18 protein-coding genes and 1 other annotated feature are annotated in these 20,649 nt (G+C 42.5%); of the genes, 2 read left to right on the forward strand and 16 right to left on the reverse strand.

The genetic code is table 11. The annotated features are described in order from the left end of the window. Positions 1–106: 106 nt before the first annotated feature. The 12 genes from minD to MKZ10_RS12720 all read right to left on the reverse strand — a co-directional run bounded on the left by minD (position 107) and on the right by MKZ10_RS12720 (position 12,208). Positions 107–904: a septum site-determining protein MinD gene (minD, locus tag MKZ10_RS12665; RefSeq protein WP_342505306.1), complete on the reverse strand. Its 798-nt coding sequence runs from the start codon at positions 902–904 to the stop codon at positions 107–109. A gap of 1 nt (position 905) precedes the next feature. Continuing rightward, positions 906–1,577, reverse strand: coding sequence for a septum site-determining protein MinC (locus MKZ10_RS12670; RefSeq protein ID WP_342505307.1), 672 nt, complete (start codon positions 1,575–1,577; stop codon positions 906–908). 21 nt (positions 1,578–1,598) lie between these two features. Then, the gene (gene mreD, locus MKZ10_RS12675) at positions 1,599–2,123 is read right to left on the reverse strand and encodes a rod shape-determining protein MreD (protein ID WP_342505308.1); all 525 of its coding nucleotides are present in this window, start codon (positions 2,121–2,123) and stop codon (positions 1,599–1,601) included. Further along, entirely contained in the window at positions 2,120–3,007 is an 888-nt protein-coding gene (mreC, locus tag MKZ10_RS12680) for a rod shape-determining protein MreC (protein WP_342505309.1), read from the reverse strand. Before mreC ends, mreD begins: the two co-directional genes overlap by 4 nt. Before the next feature lie 19 nt (positions 3,008–3,026). Beyond that, positions 3,027–4,043 (reverse strand): rod shape-determining protein, encoded by a 1,017-nt coding sequence (locus MKZ10_RS12685; protein WP_342505310.1) that lies wholly within the window; start codon positions 4,041–4,043, stop codon positions 3,027–3,029. A gap of 163 nt (positions 4,044–4,206) precedes the next feature. Beyond that, complete coding sequence (gene radC / locus MKZ10_RS12690; protein ID WP_342510191.1) at positions 4,207–4,884, reverse strand: DNA repair protein RadC; 678 nt, start codon at positions 4,882–4,884, stop codon at positions 4,207–4,209. A gap of 13 nt (positions 4,885–4,897) precedes the next feature. Beyond that, positions 4,898–5,515 carry a Maf family protein gene (locus MKZ10_RS12695; RefSeq protein ID WP_342505311.1) on the reverse strand — a complete coding sequence of 206 codons (618 nt, stop codon included), beginning with the start codon at positions 5,513–5,515 and terminating at the stop codon, positions 4,898–4,900. A gap of 91 nt (positions 5,516–5,606) precedes the next feature. Continuing rightward, positions 5,607–6,257 (reverse strand): hypothetical protein, encoded by a 651-nt coding sequence (locus tag MKZ10_RS12700; protein ID WP_342505312.1) that lies wholly within the window; start codon positions 6,255–6,257, stop codon positions 5,607–5,609. Between the two features lie 89 nt (positions 6,258–6,346). Beyond that, positions 6,347–7,102, reverse strand: a complete 756-nt coding sequence (locus MKZ10_RS12705; RefSeq protein ID WP_342505313.1) for a prepilin peptidase — start codon at positions 7,100–7,102, stop codon at positions 6,347–6,349. A 251-nt stretch (positions 7,103–7,353) separates the two neighbouring features. Continuing rightward, on the reverse strand, positions 7,354–9,078 hold the full coding sequence (locus MKZ10_RS12710) for a GGDEF domain-containing protein (RefSeq protein ID WP_342505314.1): 1,725 nt from the start codon (positions 9,076–9,078) through the stop codon (positions 7,354–7,356). A 98-nt stretch (positions 9,079–9,176) separates the two neighbouring features. Then, positions 9,177–10,880, reverse strand: a complete 1,704-nt coding sequence (locus MKZ10_RS12715) for a sensor domain-containing diguanylate cyclase (protein ID WP_342505315.1) — start codon at positions 10,878–10,880, stop codon at positions 9,177–9,179. An 83-nt stretch (positions 10,881–10,963) separates the two neighbouring features. Beyond that, positions 10,964–12,208, reverse strand: a complete 1,245-nt coding sequence (locus tag MKZ10_RS12720) for a folylpolyglutamate synthase/dihydrofolate synthase family protein (protein WP_342505316.1) — start codon at positions 12,206–12,208, stop codon at positions 10,964–10,966. A gap of 61 nt (positions 12,209–12,269) precedes the next feature. On the opposite strand from MKZ10_RS12720, the gene MKZ10_RS12725 reads away from it, so the two are divergent. Both MKZ10_RS12725 and MKZ10_RS12730 read left to right on the forward strand, forming a co-directional pair. Beyond that, positions 12,270–13,136 carry a RimK family alpha-L-glutamate ligase gene (locus tag MKZ10_RS12725; protein WP_342505317.1) on the forward strand — a complete coding sequence of 289 codons (867 nt, stop codon included), beginning with the start codon at positions 12,270–12,272 and terminating at the stop codon, positions 13,134–13,136. Continuing rightward, entirely contained in the window at positions 13,133–13,930 is a 798-nt protein-coding gene (locus tag MKZ10_RS12730) for an ATP-grasp domain-containing protein (protein WP_342505318.1), read from the forward strand. Before MKZ10_RS12725 ends, MKZ10_RS12730 begins: the two co-directional genes overlap by 4 nt. Positions 13,931–14,053: 123 nt before the next feature. Here the strand turns inward: MKZ10_RS12730 and MKZ10_RS12735 are convergent, their stop codons facing one another. The 4 genes from MKZ10_RS12735 to hemB all read right to left on the reverse strand — a co-directional run bounded on the left by MKZ10_RS12735 (position 14,054) and on the right by hemB (position 20,649). Further along, positions 14,054–16,699 carry a valine--tRNA ligase gene (locus MKZ10_RS12735; protein WP_342505319.1) on the reverse strand — a complete coding sequence of 882 codons (2,646 nt, stop codon included), beginning with the start codon at positions 16,697–16,699 and terminating at the stop codon, positions 14,054–14,056. Positions 16,700–16,745: 46 nt separating this feature from the next. Continuing rightward, positions 16,746–16,982, reverse strand: a binding site (T-box leader). A 433-nt stretch (positions 16,983–17,415) separates the two neighbouring features. Next, positions 17,416–18,123 carry a hypothetical protein gene (locus tag MKZ10_RS12740; RefSeq protein WP_342505320.1) on the reverse strand — a complete coding sequence of 236 codons (708 nt, stop codon included), beginning with the start codon at positions 18,121–18,123 and terminating at the stop codon, positions 17,416–17,418. A gap of 252 nt (positions 18,124–18,375) precedes the next feature. After that, positions 18,376–19,668, reverse strand: coding sequence for a glutamate-1-semialdehyde 2,1-aminomutase (gene hemL / locus MKZ10_RS12745; protein ID WP_342505321.1), 1,293 nt, complete (start codon positions 19,666–19,668; stop codon positions 18,376–18,378). Continuing rightward, entirely contained in the window at positions 19,669–20,649 is a 981-nt protein-coding gene (hemB, locus tag MKZ10_RS12750) for a porphobilinogen synthase (protein WP_342505322.1), read from the reverse strand.

Consider the following 20,649-nt stretch of genomic DNA (forward strand, 5'->3'; position numbering starts at 1 on the left):
TTACGCGAGAACTCGGCTACCTAATTCGCAAACTGAGCTACCAATTTAAAGGACTCGGCTAGCAAACTAAATAAAAAGACCCGATGCGATATGCATCGGGGTCGGCTTATTTGGCAAATATCAATTTGATTTTATCGAAAAATCCGGGTTTACCCGTGTCGAGCGACATAAGTGGGACAGATTCGCCAAGGATACGGCGAGCAATGTTACGATAACCAATTGCTGCCGGGTTAGATGGGTCCATGACGATTGGCTCCCCTTTATTCGAAGAAGAGATAACATTTTCATCATCCAACACAATGCCCAGTAAATCAATCGACAAATGGGATGTGATGTCGTTAACATCGAGTGCTTCACCTGACGAAATCAATTGCCGTTTAATGCGATTAATAATGAGTTTTGGCGGGTCAATATCTTCCTGCTCCAACAGACCAATAATACGATCCGCATCACGAACAGCTGAAATTTCCGGAGTCGTCACGACAATCGCACGATCCGCTCCCGCGACAGCATTTTTAAAACCCTGTTCAATACCAGCAGGACAATCTATCAAAATATAATCATAATCCCGCTTTAGCTCCGTCACCAACAATTTCATTTGCTCCGGATTCACTGCATTTTTATCAGTTGTCTGCGCAGCTGGCAATAAAAACAAACCATCTTCAAAACGTTTATCTTTCACAAGAGCCTGCTGCACCTTACAGCGTCCTTCAACCACATCGACAAGGTCATAGATAATTCGGTTCTCAAGTCCGAGAATGACATCTAGATTCCGAAGTCCAATATCGGTATCAATGAGACAGACTTTCTTACCTTGAAGGGCCAATGCAGTTCCCAGATTTGCGGATGTCGTCGTTTTTCCGACACCACCCTTACCAGATGTTATTACAATCGCTTCTCCCACATTAGCTTCCTCCTTTGAATGACGATAGACCCGGTCGAATTACCCTAAGCTCCTGCAGACGATTAATGGCAATGGAGCCATTCGGATGCAAATAAGCACATTCCATTTCTGGACGCTCCGACAAGACTGTCAATTCATCTGTCATCGTTTCCGTTTTGTCTGCAATGATGAGATGTGTTGCTTCTAGCCATGAAGCGGCAATGACTGATTCTTCATTCCCATTGACGCCCGCATGTGCAATCCCTTTAAGTCGACCAAGGATGAATATACTACCTGCTGCAACAACACGACCGTTTGGATTGACATCCCCAATAACCACAAGATCCCCATCCGCCTTCACAACCTGTCCTGATCGGACAATGCCAATATACGTTTCAGATTGTTTCTCCAGTACTTTACGATTACATTCTTCCATCGTAATGACATCACTTTGAATCTTTGAAACACGTAAATGAGGAGATTTATGAATGGTACCCATAATTTCCTTTAGTTCATCTTCATTACAATAGCGGCTACCTGTATGGACCTGAACTTCCGCCAGTCCCTCCAAGCTGTTTTCCTCTACTTTCCTAGAAAGCTCCGCAATCATATCCGAATAGGCGCATTTATCGTCAAGGCGTAGGATTAGACCGTCCTTCGTCCCTTTGATTGTTACATATTGCTGTTTCGTCATTTGCGTCACCCCGCGTTCTCTCTAATCAATTGCGCCTTGGCGTTGCAATCCTTTTTTATCTATAAAATTCTTAAATAACAAACCGAACATGCCGACAAAAACAGAATTGGCAATCATTGTAGGGATAAGCCTATCCGTAATGAATTCGTCAAATCCGATTGATGTCAATGAAACAAGACTCGCAAAAAAGTAGGACAGTAGCTCAAGTACAGCTATCAGAAATAACGCTAAAAACATCACCGTAAGAATATGTCGATGAATCTGGTGAATAATTAGCGTAGCGATATAACAAACTAACGGAAAAAGAAATGCATATAGTCCAATAATATCAATGTGGAACATATCATACAAGAGTCCAAGCACAATTCCATAGATGATAGCATTTCGCTGATTATAATAAACCGCTATAAAGATAAGGTACACGATAACAAAGCGTGGAACAAGCGTATATCGCATTCCACCGATTTCAATAGGTGAAAAAAGACTAAAGACAGGCTCCAGGAAAAATAATATAACGGCAATGAGAGGGATGACGAATCGGATCATGATCCTTCCTCCCCCTCAGTACTATCGCTATCTGTTCCAAATTCATCGGTAATGGATACCCTTTTCGCAATCATCACATGATCGAGCATTCTAAAATCTGCTGCCGGGCGGATATAGACTAACTTCGTCAAACCATAATCATCCGTCGAAATTTCTGTCACTTCTCCAATGAGAAGCCCTTTCGGAAAAATTCCACCAAGACCAGATGACACGACCTGTTGACCGACTTCAATCGTAAAACTCGAGTCGATCCGTTTCATAATAAGCTCGCTTCGTTGACGATCATACCCTTCAATCAGCCCAAACGCAGGATCCTCTCCAGGAATAACTGAAGCTACACGAAAATTACGATTTTCAGTCGATAATAATTCAATCGTGGATGTGTATTTATTGACTAACACAACTTTACCGATTAAACCATTTGCCGTAATGACTGCCATATTTTTCTCAATACCGTGATCTTTCCCTTTGTCGATAATAATTTTATCTTCCCATTGATCAGGATTACGAGAAATGACAGTTGCATGAATCGAATTGTAAGCCCGTAAATCATCTTCCTTGCCGATAATACCCAGTAACCGTTCATTTTCTGCTTGAATATCTGTCAGCTTCGCTTGGTTGGAGGCATATTCACTTAGCCTCATTTTCAATCGCTTATTTTCTTCATATGTATTCAAAATCCCATCAATATTCCCGATGACACCTGTCATATAATGCGCCGGCTTCGAGAAAAATGATTGCCCGAAGCCGACGACGTCTTTCACAATTTGTTCTGGGAGTGAGGCATTCTGCCGGTCTTTGAGGGAGAAGGATATTAATGCAACGAGGACAATTACGCCGACGAGCAGTAATATCAATCGTTTATTTGAAAAAAATCGCGGCATTGCCTGTATCCTCCCTCATTTATCTAGTTTGCATTTTTTTGATCAAATCAAAATTATCAAGCGCTTTACCCGTCCCAATAGCTACACAATCGAGTGGTTCTTCAGCGATGAAGACTGGCATATTCGTTTCATCAGAAATGATTTTGTCAAGATTTTGAAGCAACGCTCCTCCACCTGTCAACACTATTCCACGCTCCATCACATCTGAAGATAGTTCAGGAGGTGTCGTTTCAAGCGTTTTCTTTACACCATCAATAATTTGTGTAATCGATTCACGTAATGCGTCTGCAATTTCATCCGAAGAAATTTCAATCGTTTTCGGTAAGCCCGTTAACAAGTCACGTCCACGAATTTCCATCTTTTTAAGATCATCTGTCACTTTTGCAGAACCAATCTCAATTTTGATAGCTTCAGACGTCCGTTCACCAATTGTCAAATTATACGTTTTACGAATAAAACTAATAATCGCGTTATCCATCGTGTCACCTCCGACACGAATCGACTCGCTTGTAACGATGCCTCCGAGGGAAATAACCGCAACTTCTGTCGTTCCGCCACCTATATCGACGACCATACTTCCCGTAGGTTCCCAAACCGGAAGATTCGCACCAATTGCAGCTGCAAATGGCTCTTCAATCGTAAACGCATCCTTGGCACCTGCTTGACGTGCAGCATCCGTCACCGCACGTTGTTCAACGGATGTAATACCATAAGGTACACAAATCATAACATTCGGCTTTTTGAACGAACTACCCGCCGATCTCATTGCCTCTTTCATATAATGCTCAATCATTGCTGTTGTAATTTCAAAATCAGCAATTACGCCATCTTTCATCGGGCGAGTTGCCACGATGGAACCCGGAGTACGACCAATCATATTTTTTGCTGCACTACCAACTGCTACAATTTCACCAGTTTGAATATTTTTTGCTACTACAGAGGGCTCCCGAAGGACGATCCCCTTCCCTTTAATAAAAACTAATGTATTTGCTGTGCCGAGGTCAATCCCGACATCCTTTGATCCAAATCCAAACAAGACTGTTCTTCCTTTCTCCATAACCGCTCAATTACGGCCTTCATGAAATCATACAACCTAGTATAACGGATTGGAGAACAAATTTACAGTGTCAAAGGCAATAGGAAAGCTTTAATACTATTTCCACTTCTTTCTGACTGCTTAAAAATACCCGTCCAACAACCTATTCCATATAGCCTTTCTGTTTCAGACTGACAAATTGATGGTCACCGATAATAATATGATCGAGTGTTTCAATCCCCATGATAGACCCAGCTTCCATTAACCGTTTCGTCACTTCAATATCCTCTGGAGATGGCGTGGGATTACCGCTTGGATGATTATGCGAAACAACTATTGAGGCCGCAGAACGTTTTACCGCTTCACGGAAAATTTCCCTTGGGTGTACGATGCTTGAATTTAGGCTACCAATGAAAATCGTCTGCTTATGAAGTACTTCGTTTTTGACATTTAAAAAAAGTACGACGAAATGCTCCTGGCTCAAGGATGACATATCCGTCATTAAATAAGCGGCCGCATCCTCTGGCGAACGGATTGTATAACGTCCATCGGAGTGCTTGCGATACAGTCGTTTACCAATCTCAGCAGCTGCGAGTAGCTGAACCGCTTTAGCTTTTCCAATTCCTTTAACAGTCATCAATTCCTCGATTGTAGCATCTTTCAAGTCTTGAATTTTGTCGAACGAAGAAAGGATGCGATTTGCGAGCACCAGCACCGATTCATCCTTTGTACCTGTGCGCAACAAAATTGCAATGAGCTCCTGGTTGGACAAGCTGCTTGCACCTTGATTGATGAGCCTTTCCCGTGGTCTGTCCGCAATATGTACATCACGAATCATCATTTTAGGCTGAAGGTCAATAGTCAATGAAAGGATCACCTTCCTTCAAACTGATTAAAGCAAGCCTACGTAAATGCTCCGTCAACTGAGCAATCGGTAAGCCCATTACATTGAAATAGTCTCCATCAATCTTATCAACAAACAGTGCACCAGCCGTTTGTATACCATAGCCCCCCGCCTTGTCCATCGGATCACCAGACTCTACATAGGCATCTATTAAAACATCATCTAGCTCACGAAAAGTAACAGCTGTTTCGACTGAAAAAACGCGTAGCGTCCCGCCAATGGAAATACCAACACCCGTAATAACCGTATGTGTTTTACCGGATAGTTCCCGCAAAAATTGTTTGGCTTGTTCCTTGCTCTCTGGCTTCGGATAATGCTTTGCTTCATGAATAACAATCGTGTCGGCTCCTATGACAATATGATCACCATAGTCCTCAGCAATGACCGCCGTCTTTTTGGAAGCCAACTCCCTTGCATAGCCCGCAAAATCATCTGTAGTCATCGCGATATCCTCCGAAACATGACTCGGTAATACAGTAAACGGAAAACCCAATAGACTTAAAATCTCCTTACGTCTTGGTGAGGCCGAAGCTAAAATAACAGGTCGAGCATTTTTGAATTTCATCATTCATTCCCCCTTTCCCCAATCATACTGGATTATGAGGAATGTGGGAATTGCACCAAAAAAGGAAATATTAAATTTGGCCTGTTTTCAACCCTTAAAATACAAATTTAACACAACTATTCGTTGATGAATAATGTGCTAAAAGCTGTAATCGGACAACTCTCATATCCTTTGTAAACGCCGTCATGACAGTCATATTCTTATAAAACTCCGTAACGTTCTCTGAAGTATTCGCTGTGTCCTTTTTTTCCACCAAATTTTTAATTTGGTCTATTTCTGTAGACGCTAGTACTTTTTGCAATTCCCCTGCCCCAATTGCCCCACAGGCTAACGTATTTACTGAGAAGGCTTTGCGATAAGTCCCTTCGTACTCACTCGTTTCAATCTCATCTGACGTCAATCCGACCGCCGACCAAACGAAATAATTATCACCCGCATGAATTACTGCTGCTTTTGCCAGCGCAGGATCTTCTGTTATAAATAATGTCGCCGCTTCTGCTGTAGAAAATGCCCCATGTTGCTTCGCAAATAACGGCAAGACTTTCTTCGACGCATCTTCTGATGACGCTTCAATCGGTGCAGGGCCAACCGTCGGTACTTCTTGACCATTGGCACTCGGCACCTCCTTCCCCTTCATCATAAAAAGGATTAAACCAACGACAACAACCGCCACTACTCCAACGGCAACACCATGTAGCATCGCCATCAGAACAGTTGCTTTTGAATAACGTTTTCCAAATTTCATCTCAGATCACCCCGTTTTATCTTTAGCGTAGCAGAATGAACATGAAAAAGAACAAGACGTATGTCGCCTTGTTCTAAAAATTTATCGACCTAATAGAATAGATTGCCATACCATGCGACAAAATCAGCGCCCCAGAAGTAGGCAATGACCGCCGCAAGCGCAATAGATGGGCCAAACGGAATAGGCGTCTTTCTTCCCTTCCCTGCTCGTTTCAATATAATCATCCCTGCAATCGTCCCGATAACCGACGCAAGAAATAACGTCAACAATGTATGAACTGTGCCTAGAACAAGCCCGATGACAAAAAACAACTTAATGTCGCCGCCACCCATACCACCTTTCGACACAACTGCGATAATATACAGAATACCAAAGCCAATCAGCGCCCCAAGCAAGCTATCCCACCATGGCTCAAAGGGAATGAATATCCGAGCTACTAGCAACATCACTGCGAACGGTAGCAACACTTTGTTTGGAATAAGCATGTAGGTGATATCTGTTACCGTAATGATGACGAGCAACGACATGAAGAGCAGCGCAATAAACAGCTCTCCACTAAAGCCTAGCTTGTAAAAAGATAGCGCAAATAACAACCCCGTCATAAACTCCATAAACGGATAGATTGGACTAATTTTCGAGCCACAACCTCTACATTTCCCCTTTAGTAAAAGGTACGAAAATACAGGCATGAGGTCAAGCGTGCCAAGTTTCCGGTTACAGGTCGTGCAATGGGAAGGCAGCGATACGATGGATTCTTTTTTCGGCACACGCAAGCCAGCAACGTTAAAAAAAGAGCCAAAGATGATGCCGTAGATGAAGAATAAAACGAGGTAGATTACATCCATTTAGTTGCCCACATCCTCTGCGTAAAACATCGTTAATTGGACAGTTACAGAAATTTGTTTATAGTAATCGGTTTGTCGATAGTCGATTGCATTTGCTCAACAATCTCATCGATAAAATTTTTACCTTTATGATGTAAGAAAAGTTGATAGAAATTCAATATCCGTTCAATTTCCACCACTTGGTCAATCGGCGAAAAGAACGCAGTATTTCCCTACATGCTTCGCCGCTATTTTGAACCGTCATCATTTTCTTACACAGTGACAATCTCTTTCTCCGAATATACACCCACACGATTCCTACCCGCTTGCTTACCACCAATATAAAGTGCGCGATCTGCATTACGCAATAATAATTTAGCATCTTCTGCGTCTTCTGGTACCGTTGCAACACCGACACTAATCGTCATTTGAACATCTATTGGACTACGATTCTTCGATAAGTCAGGAACTATGCGGAATGTCATCTCCTCCACTTCTTTCCTAATTTCCTCGGCGAGCTCAATTGTTCTCGCCTTGCCTTTATCGCGTAAGATGAAAACGAACTCCTCACCGCCGTATCTAGCAAGCGTAGCTTCTTGGTCGACGAACGACATTAGAACTCCCGAAAGCGCACGAAGTAAATCATTGCCACTTTGATGTCCATATGTATCATTAATCGCTTTAAAATAATCAATATCTAGAATAATAGCAGATAACGAATGTAATTCACCTGTGTGATAACGAATAATATCTTCATCTAACTTTTTATCTAAATAGCGAAAGTTATTTAAATTTGTAAGTCCACATCGTTCACTTTGCTCAACTGTTTTTTCATATAAACGTGCCTTGACCAGTGAAATCGCGAAATAACCAGTTAGCATATCGACAATTTTCATCTCAAGTGCTTTGAATATACTTTTATGATGAGATGTAAGAATTAGCATCCCTTCTGTCCTTTGGTTACGTTTAATGGGCACAGTCATCACACTTTTCACCTTATCCGAAAACATAAAGTTTTTTAATTGAACTACTTCTTTTTTTGCACCAAATATTTTCGGGACATCCAAATCCAGTCCGTCATCCCACTCAACTTTCGATTTAAATGTAATATGATTCACTTTTTTTGAAACAACAGCATTTTCAGAGCCCATTAATGTGACAAGATGTTTGCCGGAACGTAAATCCAACACATAGGCACCATCGTACGAAACTACATTCTGCAATTTGACGATAAACGTTCGGACGACATCTTCAAAACCGAGACGATCTGCGAGCTCTCTCCCAATTACATTCGCAGATGATAATTTATCATTTAAATTATCTGACCGGTGATACAAGCTAATAATAATTAAAATAAAGAGAAAAGGAATCCCACATATTAAAATAGATTTATTCCCAAAAAATATATTCAAATAATACAAAGATACACTAAATGGGAAGACGAGTATCGTTGTCGTATAGTCCCAAAGCGTCCCTCTATTCCAGATTGTAAATTTCCTATCTACGATTGTAAAAAATACCTTTAGCAATAAACTGTTCATTAGCATATAGGTCACAGCGTAAATAGCACCATACATCACAATCGAAGTAAAGTTTACCGTGCCTACTTCACCACCGACTGCATAGAAGACCAATGCACTCGTTACCGATACGATGGCAAACATCGACGAATTGATCAAAAAACGCCGAGCCGTCGGCATAGACGTCTTTCCAGTAAAAAGAAGTAAAATCATTGCAACTTGCATGAAAACTAGCTCAGCAAATAGGCCATATTGAAAAAAAACGGTAAATGTAATCCAACGCTCTAATGAAATCGATATATTGGTCAACCGTACTGGCAACATCATTGTAATCATAAGAATGACAAAATATAAAGAAATTGTTACCCAATCAACGTTCCTAACAGGCATATAATAGTAAGAAAAATAGAAAGCAAGAGGAGCAATGATGATCCAGATTGCCACTAATGATAATCGTCTTTTCACGGACAAATCCATACATTCTCCTCCTTCTCTTTCTATTTGTTGACGAATGAATCCCCTGCAACGCTCTGTGCCTGGAGATTATAGCAAGCACAGAATTTCAACAGATCTAGTCACTTTACATACATAGCTACACGATTCCGTCCAGCTTGTTTAGCGCCGATATACAATGCACGATCCGCATTACGTAGCAATGACATCGCCTCATCCGTATCTTGAGGAGCCGACGAAATCCCTATACTACATGTAATATGAACTACTAGCGGATATTTGTCGTCACCAAGGTCAGGGACGATTAAAAAGTTATGTCCACCAATATCTGCACGCAAATTTTCTGCAAAATCATAGGCTCCCGATTTCGTCATCCCGGGCAAGATGAAGACAAACTCCTCTCCACCGTACCGTCCTACTATCCCGTCTTCCGGGAGTGCAGCTTCTAGCTTCCTTGCTAAAATGTAGAGAATGTCATTCCCACTTTGATGTCCATATTCATCATTTACTTTTTTAAAATAATCAATATCGAGCATTACAACAGACAAATCCATGGAGTCATCATTTGTCACCTGCCCCATATGATAAGTCAGTTGTTCCTCCAAATACCGATAATTATAAAGTCCGGTTAACGCACAACGCTCGTTTTTCGTGACTGCTTCTTCCATATAGCGCGCTTTTTCAACAGATACAGTAAAATAAGAACAAAGTAAATCCATAATCTTAACTTGGTATTCCAGAAAAGCAGATTTCTTTTTAGAGCCTAGTAGCAAAACGCCTTCGATTTTTTGATTTCTCGCAATCGGTATACAGATAACACTTTGTATCTCGTCAGGCATATAGTCATGCGTCTTTACCATCCATTCCTCCTTCGAGGAATAAATGATCGGCTCCTCTGTTTCCAAAACGCGTCCTGCCAATCCTTGCCCCTTCCCAAAACGTGCAATTTCAATATTTTCAAATTGACCATACTCATAAGAGCTAATTACTTCTAACCAGCCCTCTTTGTGGTCAAATAAATAAGCAAATTCCACATTAAAAAGAATCGATACTTTACTAACGAACTGATGAAGCACTTCTTTTTCCGTCATCAAGCCCGAAAGTTCCTGACCGATTTGACTAGCTTGTTGCAAGTAATTATTAATCTGCTCGGTATTATTATAGAGTCGAAGAATAAATGTGATAAAGAAAAATGGCATTACTAACAGAAGAAAAGCACCTGATCCAACTATGTAAATCATATAATACAGTGATAGTGCCATGGGGATAATGGCAAGTACAATGACATAATCGGCCAAAATCTCATTAGCTGTATACAATGTTTTAATTCTTTTATAACGAGTGTAAATCCTTAGTGCGATATCATTAATAAATGTGTGGACAATCTGATAGGCAGCAATGCTGACTAACACCGGCCAAAACTCAAGTGAGTTAACCTCTCCTCCAACAGCATAAAAAGCAATTGCCGCAAGAACAGATAAGATGAAAAAGAGTGTCGAATTGAAGAAAAATCGCAAGAGCAATGATAACGAGCTAGACTTATTGAACAAAGTTGCTAATATTGCTAATTGCATCACAATTATCTCCACAAATAAGCCGTACATTAAAAAAGCCGGGATTGTTAGCCATGTTACCAGAAATATTGGTGATTCATTTCTCTTGATAGGATAATAGACAGCTAGAAAACTGAGAATTGAAAAGACAACTACAGTTAGCCAGTCCACTTGTACAGGCGGATAATTGACAAAAATCATATACATACCTGGTGGTACAACCAATATCCACATTATAAAGTACTTAAAAGTAGACTTATTTCCAGCTGACATTACATTTACACCCCCTAACAAATAGATCAATGAGTCGGAATATATAGAACTAATATATAACTTATCAAACTAAAGACACTCTGTCACGACAAATCACTTCTATTTTGAAACCCTAATGAATGGGTCATAAGTCTTGAAATCATGTAGAGAGAACCTGTAACAATTGTCCTTCTTCCGCATTCCTTTTCTAGTATTATAGTATCAGATTCGATATTTGTCATCTTTTTCTTCTCGTGATGGCAATACTCCATCAATTTTTCTGGCTTTTCAGCTTGAAGATGCGGAAAAGTAACGAACGTGAAGGAAGCAGCTACAGGTACTAACTCGTTCAACGTTTGCTCAACATCCTTGCCCTTTAACATACCGATTATGAAATCCACTTTCTCTCCTGGAAACTCCAATTGAATCGTTTCAGTAAGCACTTTCGCTGCAGCAGGGTTGTGTGCACCATCCATAAATACACCTGGAAACACTTCTTGAAAGCGGAAGGGCAATTGTGTCGTCGCAATTCCACCCGCCACTTTGTCCTCTTCCAACATGACTCCCGCTGCAAGAAGTGCTTCGATAGCAACAGCGGCATTTACACCTTGATGAGCCCCTTTCATCCCTCTCCCATTTAACTGAAAAGTTTGTAGTCCGTTAAACGCATCTTCTGTAGTCAGCGTAAACTGTTCTCCATAAGCGAATAATTCACTATGCAGCTCTCTTGCGGTGTATTGTATGACTGCCAAAGCCTCTTTCGGCAATGCCCCAATCACAATTGGTTTTTTTGCTTTTATAACCCCTGCCTTATGATCAGTGATTTTTTCAAGTGTTTCTCCAAGAAATGACGTGTGATCTAGTGCAATGGAAGTAATGACTGAAACAAGTGGTATGACGACATTCGTACTATCCAACTTTCCACCCATCCCCGTTTCTAAAAGAACAAAATCGGGAGCAAACTGCCGACATGCGACAAATGCGGCAACCGTCAACAATTCAAAATCTGTAAGCTTACCGCTCAAGCCCACCTTTTTTATTAATTTGAACGCGGTATCCAAGTCCTCAGTCGAAATAGGGTGTCCATTGAGACGAATTTGGTCATGTATATCAATTAGCGCTGGCGATGAAAAAACAACTGTCGAAAAACCATGCTGGCGCAAAATCCCTTCCATAAATGCAATCGTTGATCCTTTACCATTCGTCCCTGCCACATGGATAATCTGCAAATCGGCTTCTGGATTTCCAACAAGTGCAAGCGCCTCTTGGATAGCTTCAAGCCCTGGTTTTATAGCATCATCACTTTCGATTGCCCATCGTTTTTTATATTCGTCCATTTTTGGAATCAAAATTATCCCTCCATATGATAGAATCTACATAGGAAAAGTATATCACGGCTGGAGGATCACAATGTTAAGTTGCTGGATAATTTATAATGGAAGTTTAACGAGCGATAAATTTAAGGATCAGGCAGAATTATTGCAGGGAGCTGCTGAGCAAGCGGGAGTTCAGGTCGAACTCAAAAGAAATTATGATGTGTTAATAGATTTAGCCAACACAGTTGAATACCGCCCAAGCTTTGTCGTTTTTTTAGACAAAGATATTTTACTTGCGCAATATTTAAAAAATGCTGGGATTGCTGTCTTCAACGACCCCGATGTCATAGAAACTTGCGATAACAAAGCGAAACAATATTTACAATTGGCAGTATCAGGTGTTCCTATGCCTGAAACAATTATTGCACCAAAAGTATATCCCGCATTCACCATCCGAGATTCAGGGTATTATGAACGAGTATTGCAGCGCCTTGGTCTGCCTATGATTATCAAGGAAGGTCATGGTTCATTTGGCATGAAGGTGTATTTAATCGAAACTGAACAGCAATTTTACGACAAGACGGATGAATTACGCGGTGTCGATTATGTATTCCAAAAATTCATCGCAACAAGCCGAGGACGTGATATCCGTGTCAATATTGTCGGCGGTGACATTGTTGCTGCGATGTATCGACATTCGGAAACGGATTTCCGAGCCAACATTACGAATGGCGGTGTAGCGTCAAAAGTCGAGCTAACCGATGCCCAACGAGCATTAGCAATACGCGCTGCAGAAGCAGTCGGTGCTGAGTTTGCGGGTGTCGATTTATTATTCGGAGAAAATGAGGAACCACTCGTTTGCGAGGTAAATGCAGCCGCTCATATCCGCAATATTTATAACATTACGGGTGTCAATGTCGCAGATGCGATGATTGCCTATATTTTGAGGAGACTTGCATGAAGGGCAATGTCTATTACTCGGAAAATGAAGCGGTTAGAAACCGTCAATTCATCGACGACTTACTAATAGAGGCAGGACGAAATGGCATAGATTTACGCTTACTCATCGGAGAGGAGCGACCGGATACGGATGTAGAATTCATCCTTTTTCGGGATCGTAATCCAAGTCTAGCCACTCTGTTTGAAAACGAAGGCTTCCGTTTAATGAACAAAGCCGAGGTGAACCGCATTGCCAACGACAAGCTGAAATCATTCGAGCTTGCTAGCCTTCTTGGTATTGCAGCAGTACCTACTAAAAAAGTACGCCAAATAGATCAAATCAACTCGTATCCATGTGTTTTAAAAACGGTGGATGGACATGGCGGACTAGAAGTGATTCTTTGTAAATCAGCAAAGCAGGCGGAAGAATTTTTCGCACAATTCCATGACCATACCATAATCGTCCAACCATACATTGAATCTGGCGCGCGCGATGTCCGCGTCTTCATGATAGGTGATGAAGTGGTCGGGGCTGTTAAACGGACCGGTAACGATTCTTTCAAATCGAATTACACCCTAGGTGGCTCTGTCGAAAAATATATACTCGCCAGCTGGCAGGTACAAGAAGTTAAGCGTATCGCGCAAGCATTGAAAAGCGACTACATCGGAGTTGATTTTATTTTGCTACCTGATGGAAGATGGTTATTCAATGAAATTGAAGATCCAGTAGGCGCACGGTCGTTGTATACGACACATGATTTCTCGGTGGCGGGAGAATTGATTGGGTATATTAAGGAGAAACTTTCCTTGAAGTGATTGCCTGCATGCATTGAAACCGACTAGACAAAATGTTGATTAACTTCTATTTTAATTACAATCATTTCTCAAATGCAAAGACCCAATTGTCTATTTCCACAATTGGGTCTTTGTATGTTCATCTTAAATTTCCTTCAATTCTTGCATACGACGTTCAACTGCTGCGTATTTTTCAAGATAGTCCTTTTCTTTCGCACGTTCCTCTGCCACGACAACTTCAGGTGCTTTGGACATGAAGCGTTCGTTGGCTAGTTTGCCTTGGACGCGTTTGACTTCACCTTGCCATTTACCTAACTCTTTTGTAAGACGGGCAAGTTCCTCATCAATATTCAAGAGTCCTTCAAGTGGCAAGAACAGTTCCGCGCCTGTGACAACTGCTGACATTGATTTTCCAGGTGCTGCGATTCCGTTGCCAAGCGTTAATGTCTCTGGGTTACAGAAGCGTTCGATGTAGCCTCGGTTAGCTTCGAGTACCGCAACCGTTGCATCATCTTTCGCCGCAATATACAACGGTACTTTTTTGCTCATTGGTGTGTTAACCTCAGCTCGGATATTACGCACGGCACGAATGATGTCCATCAATAATTTCATATCTGTTGCACGTGTTTCATCCGTCAGCGTTGCATTTGCAACCGGCCATGCTGCTACTGTAATAGACTCCCCTTCATGCGGCAAGTTTTGCCAGATTTCTTCTGTGATGAACGGCATGAATGGGTGTAGTAAACGCATTGTGTTGTCGAGAACGTAAGCGAGAACAGAGCGTGTCATTTTCTTCGCTGTTTCATCTTCTCCGTACAATGGCAGCTTCGCCATTTCAATATACCAGTCACAGAAATCATCCCAGATGAAGTTATACAATGCACGGCCGACTTCACCGAACTCGTAGCGATCTGCTAACTTCGTCACTTGCTCGATGGTTTCATTCAAACGTGTTAAAATCCATGCATCTGCAGCTGATTTTTCACCTGACAAGTCAATCTCTTCATACGTCATGCCATCCATATTCATCAACGCGAAACGGGAAGCATTCCAGATTTTATTGGCAAAGTTCCAAATGGATTCTACCTTTTCTGTTGAGTAACGAAGATCCTGCCCTGGTGATGAACCAGTAGAAAGGAAGTAGCGCAGCGCATCTGCTCCGTATTTGTCGATGACATCCATTGGGTCAATACCATTGCCTAGTGATTTAGACATTTTACGGCCGTCTTCTGCACGCACGAGTCCGTGAATGAGCACGTCTTTAAATGGACGTTGCTCTGTAAATTCGATTCCCTGGAAGATCATACGTGATACCCAGAAGAAAATGATGTCATAGCCTGTAACAAGCGCATCTGTTGGGTAGTAACGTTTGAATTCCTCGTTATCGACATCCGGCCAGCCCATTGTTGAGAACGGCCATAGCGCAGAGGAGAACCATGTATCAAGTACGTCATTGTCCTGTGTCCAGTTTTCAATATCTGCTGGCGCTTCGTGGCCAACATGTACTTCGCCTGTTTCATTATGATACCAAGCCGGAATACGGTGGCCCCACCAAAGTTGGCGAGAAATACACCAGTCATGTACGTTCTCCATCCATTGTAAATACGTGTGCTCGAAACGGTCAGGTACGAAATTGACTTTGCCTTCTGTTTGTTGAAGCTTAACGGCTTCATCGGACAGCGTCTGCATTCTGACGAACCATTGTGTCGATAAATACGGTTCAACAACAGCGCCGCTTCGCTCTGAGTGACCAACAGAGTGCAAATGATCTTCGATTTCGAATAAAACACCCATTTCCTGCAAGTCTTTGACGATTTCTTTACGACATTCGAAACGGTCCATTCCTTCGTATTTACCTGCTAGCTTGTTCATAGAACCGTCTTCATTCATAACTAGAACACGCTCTAGGCTGTGACGGTTACCAATTTCAAAGTCATTCGGGTCATGTGCAGGTGTAATTTTCACCGCTCCACTTCCGAATTCCATATCAACGTAATCGTCCGCAACGATTGGAATTTCACGGCCCACGATTGGTAAGCGTACTGTTTTACCGATTAAATGCTTGTAGCGCTCATCTTCAGGGTGTACCGCAACGGCTGTATCCCCAAGCATCGTTTCCGGACGTGTTGTTGCAATTTCGATATTCCCCGTGCCATCTGTTAGTGGATAGCGCATATGATAGAAGGCACCCTGCACATCTTTATGGATGACTTCGATGTCAGAAATAGCCGTTTTCGTCGCCGGATCCCAGTTGATAATATATTCGCCACGGTAAATGAGATCTTTTTCGTACAGCTTGACGAATACTTCCTGTACTGCTTTTGACAGACCTTCATCCAATGTGAAACGTTCGCGTGAATAGTCTAGACCTAAACCAAGTTTGCCCCATTGTGCACGGATATGATCGGCATATTCTTCTTTCCATTTCCATGTTTCTTCAACAAATTTCTCACGACCTAAGTCATAACGTGTAACGCCTTCTTCACGTAATTTTGCTTCAACGCGTGCCTGCGTAGCAATTCCCGCATGGTCCATTCCTGGTAGCCATAATGCGTCATAGCCCTGCATACGCTTCATGCGTGTGAGAATATCTTGTAGCGTTGTATCCCATGCATGGCCCAAGTGAAGTTTACCTGTTACGTTTGGCGGTGGAATCACAATCGTATAGGGTTTTTTATCACTTTCGGGTTGTGCTTCGAAGAATTTCCCTTTTAGCCACCATTCATAGCGACCTGATTCAATAGACTGCGGATCATATTTTGTCGGCATCGACAAGTTTTCATTTGACATAGTAGTTCCTCCTCTGTTTTTGGACAACAAAAAAACTCCATTCGTCTTAAAGGACGAAGGAGCTGTTCGCGGTACCACCTTTATTCGTGCACACCAAAGAACTTGTGCACCTCACACTTCGATAACGGCTTCAAACCGGTTTCTGCTACTAAAGATGAAAACTTCACCTGTTCCCAGAAACTGCTCACGGGTGACATTCGGTCAATCGATTACAGGGCCTCTCACCACCGGCACCCTCTCTGGAGCAATCAAATTCACTTACTATCCCGTTCATCGCATCAATATATAGTTGCTTATTATTGTAGCGGAATAGTAGGTCGCCCGTCAAGTATATTATCAATTACGCCTTGGCGTAATTGCGTCCAGATTTTGAATCGAGCTTGGGCCAACAGGAAGTTGGTCATGCAGGCGGCGCCACAGGATGTGGTGACCTTAGCCTGCATTCCCCTTTTGTTCAGCCGGCGTTTGAACGCCCCCTAAACAGGATATAAAACTAAAGTCATTTCTCCCCATAGAGGTGAGAGTCTTATGCTGAATAAAGATGAAAGGATAGTGTAATGAGAAGAGGATATAACCCTTATTTACTACCGCCTTGGCTGCGGAAGTGCCGTTTTTATTGCAAAGGAATCATCATCCCGATTTGTATTTTTCAACTGATCCGTCTGTTAATCGTACCGACAACTGGTGATTTCCTACTACTGTGCTTACTCTGCGGCTTAGCTTTCGTTTTTTACAAAAACATCATTTGAACGGAAACTCGTCGTAGAAACACCGTCTTCTAGCCCTGCAATGAATGCCAGCGCTTCATCCATCTCATTGAATGAGGTGCTGGCCTGTTGTTGCTGCGTCGCAATCGGTGTAGCCACTGCCACAACAGCTTCAGCATCGTCGACTTCAACTTCCTCTGCCATCACCGTCGCCAGCGCGAACGAATCATCGGCTTCTACCAATTCCTCTACCAACTCTTCAGCTAACACAACAATTGCCGGTTCTTCTACTTGGGCAACCTGCTCTTCTATTTGAGCAAGCACCTCTTCGTACGAGCACTCGACATCCCAAACAACACTAAAAGAGCCTTGTCCATCTGATTCAATTGATGTGGCCGTTGTGACAACTTGTAATGGGCTAACAACTTCCAACGGCAAATCAATATGGAGCGGCACCGCATATTCAAAATAGCCAGCCTCTCCTTGCAAATCAACATCATCAATAAGAATCGCTGAATCTAAAAACTCCTCAGCCCTCTCCCCCTCATCAAATACGACATTCGCCGCAATATGATAAACACCTGTTAACCGAACTGAATCCGCCGTCCGTTCCTCTGTATACATCGGCGTCACCTGCAACAACTCCGCCCCCGCGGGTACACCCGCATCCGCTGGGAAAATAAAATCCTCCTGCATCGTCCACTGCTTCTTCTCCATTATCGTTCCCTCCTCTATTCCTACACAAATAATTGTATGCACGGATTGGGTGGGATAGAAGGATTTCTTGAGAAACTTGAAGTTTGATTTGTCCAACATAAAGCGCAAAGCTTCCAACCACTTCACATAAGTGTCCAACAAAAATGGGAATGTCTCCAACAAAATCGGCTAAGTCTTCAACCATTCACTTGCTATTGACGTACCAAAAAAGCCCCACGAAAATTTTCATTTCCGCGAAGGCTTTCCTCATCATTATTGAACTAACTTAGCAAAAACCGTATGGAACGCTTCAACTGTTCGAGCAATATGTTCTTCCGTATGCGCGGTCGATAAGAACATTCCTTCGAATTGAGAAGGTGGTAAGAAAATACCCTCTTCAGCCATTAGGCGATAGTATTCTGCGAACATGTTGAGATCAGATGTTTTCGCTTTATCATAATCTGTTACTTTTTCATTCGTGAAGAAAAAGCCAATCATCGAGCCAGCACGGTTCACAGTATGTGGAATATCATACTTCTCCGCCGCCGCACGGAAACCTGCCTCTAACTGATCGCCCAATTTCATGAAATAATCATATGATGCTGGCGTCAATTTTTTCAATGTTTCAATACCTGCCGTCATCGCCAGTGGATTACCTGACAATGTTCCCGCTTGATAAACAGTTCCCGCAGGTGCTATATTTTCCATAATTTCACGCTTCCCACCATATGCACCAACTGGCAGTCCACCACCAATTACTTTGCCAAGGCATGTCAAATCAGGTGTTACACCGAAATGACCTTGTGCACAGTTATAGCCTACGCGGAAGCCCGTCATCACTTCATCAAAAATCAAAAGCGTGCCGTTGTTTTCTGTTAGCTCACGCAGACCTTCTAGGAAACCAGGTTCAGGTGGTACAACCCCCATATTACCCGCAACCGGCTCAACAATAATAGCCGCCAAGTCATCACCGAATTCATTGAAAACAGCTTTGACGCTCTCCAAGTCATTATAGGCAACTGTAATGGTATTTTTCGCAACTGATTCCGGTACACCTGGGCTATCTGGTAAACCTAGCGTAGCAACACCAGAACCTGCTTTAATGAGCAATGAGTCACCGTGTCCGTGGTAACAGCCTTCAAACTTCAAGATTTTATCGCGGCCAGTAAAGCCACGCGCTAAACGCAATGCACTCATCGTCGCTTCCGTTCCAGATGATACCATACGGACCATTTCAATCGATGGCACACGGTCAATAACGAGCTTCGCTAGTTCGTTCTCTGATAATGTTGGTGCGCCAAAGCTAGTCCCCGTTTCCGCGACACGCTGGATACCCGCAACAACATCTGGATCCGTGTGACCGAGAATCAGAGGACCCCATGATAGCACGTAGTCAATGTATTCATTACCATCAATGTCTGTAATAATTGCGCCTTTTCCGCTGGCCATGAAAATCGGGTCCATATTGACCGATTTGAACGCACGGACAGGCGAGTTCACGCCACCTGGCAACAAATCTACCGCTTCTGTAAATGCTTGTTTAGACAACTCATAATTTCTTCCCACTTAGTTCTCCTCCAACCAGCGCGCCGCGTCTTTGGCGTGGTACGTCATAATCAGATCCGCACCCGCACGCTTCATACTTGTCAACGTTTCAAGAACGACTTTCTTTTCGTCAATCCAATCATTTTGAGCAGCTGCCTTAACCATCGCATATTCGCCACTGACATTATAAGCCACAATCGGTAAGACAAAATTATTTTTCACATCACGAATGATATCCAAATACGATAGTGCCGGTTTAACGATTAAGAAATCTGCACCTTCTGCCACATCTGACTCTGCTTCACGCATTGCTTCTAAGCGATTAGCTGGGTCCATTTGATACGTTTTACGATCCCCAAACTGTGGTGCCGAACCTGCCGCTTCACGGAACGGACCGTAATAAGCAGAAGCATATTTCACAGCGTAAGACATAATCGGTATATCTAAAAACCCTGCAGCATCCAGTGCTTGGCGAATTGCAACGACAAAACCATCCATCATATTAGACGGTGCAATAATATCAGCACCCGCTTGTGCCTGGCTAACAGCCGTTCGTGCTAATAAATCAAGTGATGGGTCATTCAATACCTTGTCACCCTCAATCACACCACAATGCCCATGATCGGTATACTCGCAAAGACAAGTATCAGCAATGACAATCAGTTCTGGATGACGTTCTTTGACAAAACGAGTTGCCTGTTGAACAATCCCGTGGTCATGATAAGCCCCCGTACCTGTAGCATCCTTATCGACTGGAACGCCGAACAAAATGACCGCATGAATCCCAAGTGCAACAACTTCATCAATTTCAATTGCTAATTGATCTAATGAGAATTGAAAAACACCCGGCATCGAAGACACTGGATTTTTTTTATTTTCCCCTTCAACAACAAATAGCGGGTAGATGAAATCTTCTTTACTCAATACCGTTTCTCTCACCATCGCACGTAGTGTAGCTGAATTACGTAAACGTCTGTTACGTCTAAATTGTAAGTCTCCCAA

Origin of the sequence: Sporosarcina sp. FSL K6-2383 (assembly GCF_038618305.1) — a bacterium.
In the GTDB taxonomy this organism is placed as follows: Bacteria; Bacillota; Bacilli; order Bacillales_A; family Planococcaceae; genus Sporosarcina.